Raw genomic sequence first — 7,938 nt, 5'->3', positions numbered from 1 at the left:
ATAGCTCAGTCGGATAGAGCGGTGGTTTCCTACAACATGTCCTTACGATAGGTGGGAAGCTAAATACGCTTTAGGGTGCGGTATAAAGCTGTTTGTCGGAATTTTTAACGCTTAACATGAGCGGGAACAAACCGCAAACGTCCTACGTAGGCATTGGCGAATTATTGTCGCATAGTAGGAAGATGCTACGTGTAACCAAATGAAGATAATGATAATACATATGCGGAGAGCTTCCGTCTGGAATTTATTTCAGATAGGGGGCTCTTTTTTATTATGTCTAAAAGTAGACGAGTAGTAAAAAGGCGAAAAGAAGTAGTCGATTTTATCGGTACTGCGGAAGCGCTAGATACAGAAGTGGCAATAACGATTGCTGCGCAGGCATTCCGAGCAGAGGGCTTTAGAAAGCGTACTATAGATGATTACAGCAAGCTCTTTCGTTATTTCATGCGAGAATTGAACATTGAGAACGTCGAGATCATTACAGCGGCACATGTACAGATGTATATTAATAAGCTGCTCAATCGAGAGTTAGCACCTGCTACCGTAAATATTCGTATATCAGCATTGAAGTCGGTCTTTAAGCGATTGAATGAGCAGGGCTACATTAAAAGCAACCCCACTGTAGACTTTGTAAAACTACGGACTGATGAAGCGCCGATTTTCACGCTAAATAACAATCAAATAAAGCGTCTCTTTCGTGTGGTAGATAAGACGACTTATGCAGGCTATAGAGATTACTGCGCCATGTTGCTTATGCTGCACTGCGGATTGCGTGTGAATGAAGTAAACCAGCTAGAGGCTAACGATATAGATTTTGATAACCTTACAATTATGTTAGCAGGCGCTAAGAATAAGAATCGCAAAACGAGGGCTGTACCTATGACGAAAAAGGTAGCGGAAGAGTTACGAATGCTTGTAGGTGAAAGTCGAGAGTACTTTGAAGGTATTTCAAACGTCTTTCTAACGCAAGAAGGAAATGTAATAGATAATGACTTACTACGTAAGCGCATGTATCGCTATGGTACGTTAGCGGGGCTTTTAAAAGAATGCCGCCCATCGCCTCATAGCTTACGTCATACCTTTGCTACGAACTTCTTACGAAATGGTGGAAGTGTTAACGCATTAATGCGAATTATGGGACATGCAGACATCACAACAACTATGCGATATGTCCGATTGAACGACGAGGCAGTTAAAGAGCAATACGAAAAAGTAGCCGCTAAGAACGACTACGGAATATAGAGATAAATAAAAAGTCCCCAGCGCCAACTGGAGACTCAAAACAAACCATTTGCTATCTAATAACTAAATACTAGACAGCCGCTAGCTTCATTCTATCGAAAAAATTCGAAGGGTGCAAGTTGTCTTTAGTGATGCCTTTTTTAGGGAGCTGCGGTAAGTCAAAAAGCGGAAGCCGTACCGCTATAAAAACGTAAAAGGGGAGCTAGACCGCTGCAAACACTAGCGCTACACATTTAACGCATACCCCTTCCATGCGTGTGTAGGTCTAGCTGGTTACGGGCATAAACGGTAAGGAGTGGACGCATGTTGTTCTTACGGGAACAGGGTGTATCGTTAGATAATCGCATTGTGGGACATGCTGCAATGTAGAAAGACGATATAGGCGAAAGTCTAAAGTCGGAAGGGGCATACTCGGCAACCTCAGCCAACGACTGACGCTAGTATTGTACTTTACCTTTTATTCGCATTGATAGCTTGTATCTTTGCGAGTAGGGGTGAAGCCTGCGCCACGTTTCCTAGACCTTCCTCTATCTGCTAGTAAATGCGTCAACCAAAGTCAAGCAGAAAGGCGAAGAAGTGCGGAATGGCGTAGATAAAAACAATACGCAGTAAGGGGAAGAAAGATGAACAGCAGAGAACTAAACGCAGCAGCAATCGAAGCTAAAATAAATACAGCTAGAATGTGGGAGATTAAAGCATACTACATGCCATTGATTGAACGATTAGCACAGGAAAATTGGTATAAGATGAATAACGAAGTAGATTTCATTAACGACTGTTATCGAAAGATAGAGTACGCAGTAAGGTCGTTTGTTATAGAAAAGGGGAATTTTGATGGAAGAGCAAAGACATACATATATCAGAGTTTACGTTATTATTGCAGTGAAAGAGGGAAGAGGCGAAAGGCATTACAGCTAGTAGGCGAAGAATTAGTCTCGCTTCAAACGGAGGACAATGCGGTAAACGTAGAAGAGGAAGCGATAAACGTAGTAGTAAGGGCAGAAGTTTACGAGAAGTATTGCGATAGAGATATAGATAAACTAATAGTGGATATCGTTTTTGATACGGATCATATTGAAAACACTAGCGATATTGCTAGGAGATTGGCGAAGAAAACAGGGCGCAGCTTTGATAGTGCTAGAGGTGCTGTACGTTCATTTTGGAGACGTAAAAGGCTAGTTTGATACATAATTTATCAAGGGAATTTAAAGTTAAAAGTTTACCTGAGGTAAACATTAAATGGATGAGAGAGGGGTTTGCTTCAAGCAAACTTTTCTTGTATGTTGACTCACAGTTAAGTTATAATGTCTCTATAGGAGACGTTTTGAACACGTTTTGATACAAAACTTATCATAATATTACCATGGTAATATTGAAGTGCGAAAACTATACCTATGGCTAAAAGTTTACTAAAAGTAAACCTAACTGATTATTTTTTTTACCTGCATGTTGCCTTAGGGGCAACTATACACTAAAAGTTGTCAAAATGACAAATTCGTCTGCCTATTAAGTAAACTACAGGTTTACAGGTAATATTCTGCATCGAATGTGGAATACTATATAAATAAAAAAGCCTCTCAGTGCGCCAACACTGAAAGACTTTTAATAAAATATTACTTCTTTCCTTTGCTCATGTTAATAATTCCCATAACAACCATGAGTAAAGAGCAAACCGCAGTAACGGTGATTGCATCCATATGTATTCACCACCTTGCGAAGCCTTTCGTACGCCAATACGATGGGCTTTTTTCATATACTTGTATTATAACCCATCCTGTTTATAGATTCCAAAAGTTATTTTTTATACAAAAAACTATATCTTGTATTTTGATTTTGAAATTATGAATTATTATACTTCGCATTGTGCGAAATGATATAATAGACTTGCTAATTCAATTAGCGGCTGTACGTCGCATGGGGCTGTATATCGGTGTGTCGGGCGCTGATATGACAGCCTTTTATTTATAATTCATATCGTATAATTCGAATGTAAGTATTAACGTAAACTCGTGTGATTTTATCGGTGGAATGGCGAAAGTGTTGCAGCTGTAGGTGTACACTTACTTTTAGTTAGTTGCATTTGTATACGAAAGTTTACATATATGCGAAATCATGGGGCTGTATACCTGCTGGAAGTTCGAGCGAGAACGCCTTCCACAACTCATGGGGTTACGCAGACAACAAAAAAGACGCCAATTATTTAGCGCCCTGCTGCTTTTTCTTCGCTCGTATTAACGTACTCTTACTAATCCCCGTTAATTGTTCTACTTGCGTATATGAGTGCGTTTCTAGTAATCCTAACGCATGCTCTATTTGCTTCGATGTGTATTTATTTGGTCTTCCCTCTTTAAAATCCTCACGCTGCTTTGCGATTGCCTTACCTTCTTGTGTACGTTCTACAATCATATCTCTTTCAAATTCAGCGAATGAACTCATAATATTAAAGATTAATCGCCCCGCTGCTGTATCTTCTACTAATCCCATGTTAAGGATATGAACTCTTACGCCTCTTTCGAATAGCTCTTTAACTGTTTGTATTCCATCTACCGCAGACCTTGCGAATCTATCTAGCTTCGTAACCACCAGCGTATCGCCTGCCTCTAGTCTTGATAGTACCTCTTGAAACTTAGGGCGGTCTGCTTTCGTTCCTGTAAACTTCTCGGAATAGATAACATCGCAACCTTCCTTTTCTAGCATTTGTATTTGCGCCTCTAAATTCTGCTGTAATGTACTTACCCTTGCGTATCCGTATTTCATATGTATCCGCCCCTTTTTCCGTGTTCATTTATGACACTAAGTAATGACACCGTTCGATGCACTGATACTATCACGTCGGTAAAATAGTGTCAATACTTTTAAGTTATGACACCGATACTATTAATGACACCACCCACCATATCGCAGTAATCAAATGTAGGGCGGCATAGTTCCTCATATTGGCGGAGCTATGTTACCAATAGGGCTGCGTGTATCCACATAACCTGTTATACATGCGCACATGCTGATAGGTGGCTGCACAGAGCTTTATATGTACCTCTCTAATTGATTCGAATAACCTAACGTTGCTGTACGGCTCTCCTGCGACTTTATATGAAGTGTGTGCCGTTATGGTAAGCACAGTCACAGTACTTATATATAGATATGCGAGACTACATGCTTATGCAGTGCCTCTATTACTATTCGTTTAGTTCATCGCAGCAGAAAGTATTCGAGATTGTTTGATTAATAAAATGCGAGAAAGAAAGCAGCGAGGTTCTTTTGTTTCGGTGTTTCTTTATTTGTTTGTCTTTGCGAACTCTTTCGTATTTGCTTTTTCTTCGCTTAGAAATTAATAACGAAATAAAAGAAGATCATAACGAAAAGAAATGTTAATTACTTAATTCATTGCGCATTAAAAGAAGTTCATTCGAATTGTTTGCGTTTGTTTTAATCGCATTAAAAAGAATCGTTAAGAAAACTCTTCATCAATCGAACGGCTGCGAAGTTAATAGCAAAGTCTTTGCGAATCCAATTGCAACGCAGCGATATAGCACGCTGCCCAATCGAAATTACTCAATCCCCCTAACCCGTACCAAGAAAGCCCCGCAACTGCTGTACACAATTAGCGCACATATTTTTTACTTCAAGGGGTTACGTATACCGAGATTTTAAATTATCTGCGCCTATAGAAATGCAGATGAATTTTCGCATAGCAACACAGTTAAAACTTTTTTAGACGAAATAAGCCCAAAATATGCCTTTGCTGCACCTATATCTTTGTAAGGGTACTTACGCAAATATAAACGAACAGGAGAGAGAAATATGACGAGAGTATACGACAAAACGAAAGCAGAGGGAACGTTTTTCCGATTGCCTTCGGAATTGCGCCATTACATTTTTATGAAAGGCTACAAGGCAGAAATGAACTATTTATATGCATTGATTGTCGATGCTTACAACGCAAATAAAGGGTGCGCATTCCCGAGCCAGTATACACTATCGAAATATTACGGAAAAGACGAGACTACGGTACGTAGGCATTTAGCGGTGTTAGAACAAGTCGGTCTTGTGAAAATTATCGGAAATGGTAAGGGGAAAGGTAACTTCTATCAACCTTTAGTGCCGTTAACAGAGAAAGAGTTATTTCGAAAGTATCCCGATGCTGCTGCGAAATTTAACAAAGTTACGCAAGATAAGGAGCGCCAAAGAGATAGAGACATGGCTAAGTTACTACATGCGCAGTTGGTGCAGGAACAAGAGAGACAACTAGCCGAGCTAGAAAGTATAGACTTCTAGTTGCTTATGAGTATAGTACGGGAATTTTACCCGCCAAGTACGGGAGATTTCCCTGCTGAAGTACGGGTAAATTAACTGGTTAACTAGAATTAAAGAACTAGAATTAAGAACAAGAATTAATATTCTTTTTCTTTTGAAAGATATACGCAGCAATACATAGAGGAAAGAGAAAAGAAGGGAAGATAATATATAGCGGGCGGCTTCTAGTGTTATGGATCACTGCGTAAAAACGTTATAAAAATATGCGTTCACTATACAAGAAAACGACCCGTAGCCGTACATATAGGTGAAGGGGGAAATCCCTTTTGCAATATGCCACATCTAATATGATGGCAAAGTATCCTACAACCTACAAACTCGATTACAGTCTCGTCGGGAGACAACACTAGGCATTAAGGCGCTATTCATTTAGCGTCTTTCCCTTTTTTTAGATATGACTGTTATAAAAATAAACGTTACGTAATTAGGAGGCGATAGAAATGAATGCAGCAACGATTAAATTCGTACGCAACTTACTAGAAATGACACAAACCGAATTCGGTGCGCTTGCAGGCGTACACCAATTAACGGTAACTCGCTGGGAGAATGGTGTATATGCGCCTAGTAAAGATAATGTAGCCCGTATCCGAACAGTGTTAGGCGAAGAATCTCTAGCGAAGATAGACGCATATATGAACGAGCAGGAGTTAAGAGCGTTAAAGGATGCAGTTAAAGCGCAAGTAGTCGCACGAGCTACAGTTAAGAGAAAAGACGGTAGTACGAAGGCAGGTGCAGCAGTATGCGTCCATTAATGGTGTGTAACGTTCACGAGTTACGAGGGGCGCTCTTTTTATGTGCTTATGTCTACGACGATAATTATTTACTAGCTCAAATTATCTCTCCATTAGAAGAGAAATCGCTAGTCGAGAAGATGCGGGAAATCGTATGGAGCAACTGCGACGACCTGCCGAGTTTCGACGTATGGACTAGCACTGAAGATATCTATCTAGCTTGTCTTCCTGCGCCTGACATTACGGGACACTTTAAAACGCAGGAGGATACGAGCGAAACGCTTAGAGGTTTTGAAGATGAGCGGACACAAACCGCTTTAATAGATGTTTATGAATTAAAAGATCCGAACGAGATAACACAAATAAAACAAATACCGAAGTGGCGCACAATATTAATCGAGTGGCTGCGTAAAGGTATCAAACTACTAGAGGGGGAAACGAAAAATGGGTAAATACAAAGTAGAGTGGAAATTACACGAGGAATTTAAGAAGCAGGATAAAAAGGCACTGGAGTTTATTGCAGAGTATCAACAAAAAGTACAAGCTGCGAAAGAAAATGTAACGGCTGCTACAGTGGTATATGAGGATATCTTACAGCGAGAGTTCGCAGGTGAAGAGGTAGCAGCGGAGAAACAGGAGGCATTAGATAACATCGACAGGGCACGAGCTGCGGTAAAAGTAGCCGAAGAAGAACATAGTAAGGCGAATGACTACGCTAATGAGCATTTAAGAGGGAAAATCACAATGGATGACTTAAAAGCCGACTGGAACGGTAATATACGCCCGTCAATTCGTGGCAACGAGTTTGCAGATATTAAACAACGAGCGCACGAAGGATTAAAAGTATATTACGAAGCAGTACAAGACTTAATGGCTTTAGAGAATGCGTGTTCAGCGGCTCTAAGTGATAGTGGTATCGGCGAAAGGTTACAACGACATAGAAGCCATAATGGATATACAACGCTGCATGAGCCTGCAAGTATCTGGGACTTCGTAAAAATTCACCCAACAGAAGCGGATTGGTACAAAATTACGGAATACAGAAAAGTACCAGCGAAATATAGAAACTAGGAGGAAATAGGATGAATATTAACGTAATGCGTAGCGAAATAAGCGCCAAACTACGAAACAATGAAAAACTTACACGAGAAGATGTAACCGCAGCGGCACAGGTCGCACAACGCTCGCAGCATATGAGCGACAAGGTGCAATATGTAAATGTAAAAGCGGCATACAATGCGCAGGAGCAGAGCGCAGAATAAAAGCGAAGGCGTGGATTTAATAGGTCTGCGCCTCTTTTTTTTATGTCCAAATAAGCGAGAGAAGAAAGCTGAGATTCGTATTTTAAGGCGATTAGAATTGAGTTAATGTATTAGTGTGCCCTAAATGCGCTCTATACTGTTTTGTGCAGAGTACGAAGACCACGACGAAAGCGAGAGAAGGCGCACTATATATAGGATAGAAGAGATTTTTATACTTGCGTACTAGGTAGACGACAGGCTATAATATCCATATGTAAAGAAGCGAACACCTAAGCAAGGGAGTTCGTGTCCTACGTTAAACTTTCGGTAAGAACAAATCGAAACGAGACGGAGGCAAACCGTTGATATTATCATAATCTTCATGCGCCCATAGCTCAGTCGGATAGAGC

General features: G+C 40.4%; 8 protein-coding genes. 7 read left to right on the top strand and 1 reads right to left on the bottom strand.

The annotated features are described in order from the left end of the window. The first annotated feature begins 273 nt into the window (after positions 1 to 273). The gene (locus GFJ36_RS28065) at positions 274 to 1,242 is read left to right on the top strand and encodes a tyrosine-type recombinase/integrase (RefSeq protein ID WP_097889571.1); all 969 of its coding nucleotides are present in this window, start codon (positions 274 to 276) and stop codon (positions 1,240 to 1,242) included. 623 nt (positions 1,243 to 1,865) lie between these two features. Beyond that, positions 1,866 to 2,426 carry a hypothetical protein gene (locus GFJ36_RS28060; RefSeq protein WP_097889572.1) on the top strand — a complete coding sequence of 187 codons (561 nt, stop codon included), beginning with the start codon at positions 1,866 to 1,868 and terminating at the stop codon, positions 2,424 to 2,426. A gap of 1,012 nt (positions 2,427 to 3,438) precedes the next feature. On the opposite strand, the gene GFJ36_RS28055 is transcribed toward GFJ36_RS28060, so the two are convergent. Next, positions 3,439 to 3,999 (bottom strand): recombinase family protein, encoded by a 561-nt coding sequence (locus GFJ36_RS28055; RefSeq protein ID WP_097889573.1) that lies wholly within the window; start codon positions 3,997 to 3,999, stop codon positions 3,439 to 3,441. A gap of 1,044 nt (positions 4,000 to 5,043) precedes the next feature. Between GFJ36_RS28055 and GFJ36_RS28050 the strand changes: the two genes are divergently transcribed. From GFJ36_RS28050 to GFJ36_RS28030, 5 genes are all read left to right on the top strand, one after another. Further along, a complete protein-coding gene (locus tag GFJ36_RS28050) occupies positions 5,044 to 5,517 on the top strand; it encodes a helix-turn-helix domain-containing protein (RefSeq protein WP_097889574.1) in 474 nt (157 codons plus the stop codon). 479 nt (positions 5,518 to 5,996) lie between these two features. Then, on the top strand, positions 5,997 to 6,308 hold the full coding sequence (locus GFJ36_RS28045) for a helix-turn-helix transcriptional regulator (protein WP_097889575.1): 312 nt from the start codon (positions 5,997 to 5,999) through the stop codon (positions 6,306 to 6,308). After that, positions 6,308 to 6,739: a hypothetical protein gene (locus GFJ36_RS28040; RefSeq protein ID WP_242016041.1), complete on the top strand. Its 432-nt coding sequence runs from the start codon at positions 6,308 to 6,310 to the stop codon at positions 6,737 to 6,739. Before GFJ36_RS28045 ends, GFJ36_RS28040 begins: the two co-directional genes overlap by 1 nt. Then, positions 6,732 to 7,358 carry a hypothetical protein gene (locus tag GFJ36_RS28035; protein WP_097889577.1) on the top strand — a complete coding sequence of 209 codons (627 nt, stop codon included), beginning with the start codon at positions 6,732 to 6,734 and terminating at the stop codon, positions 7,356 to 7,358. Before GFJ36_RS28040 ends, GFJ36_RS28035 begins: the two co-directional genes overlap by 8 nt. 11 nt (positions 7,359 to 7,369) lie before the next feature. Continuing rightward, positions 7,370 to 7,549, top strand: coding sequence for a hypothetical protein (locus GFJ36_RS28030; RefSeq protein WP_097889578.1), 180 nt, complete (start codon positions 7,370 to 7,372; stop codon positions 7,547 to 7,549). The last annotated feature ends 389 nt before the right edge of the window (positions 7,550 to 7,938 follow it).

The organism is Bacillus sp. EE-W1, assembly GCF_009760835.1.
Taxonomy (GTDB): Bacteria; Bacillota; Bacilli; order Bacillales; family Bacillaceae_G; genus Bacillus_A; species Bacillus_A wiedmannii.
The sequence above is the reverse complement of the archived record's forward strand: the minus strand, read 5'-3'. Positions and strand labels throughout refer to the sequence as shown.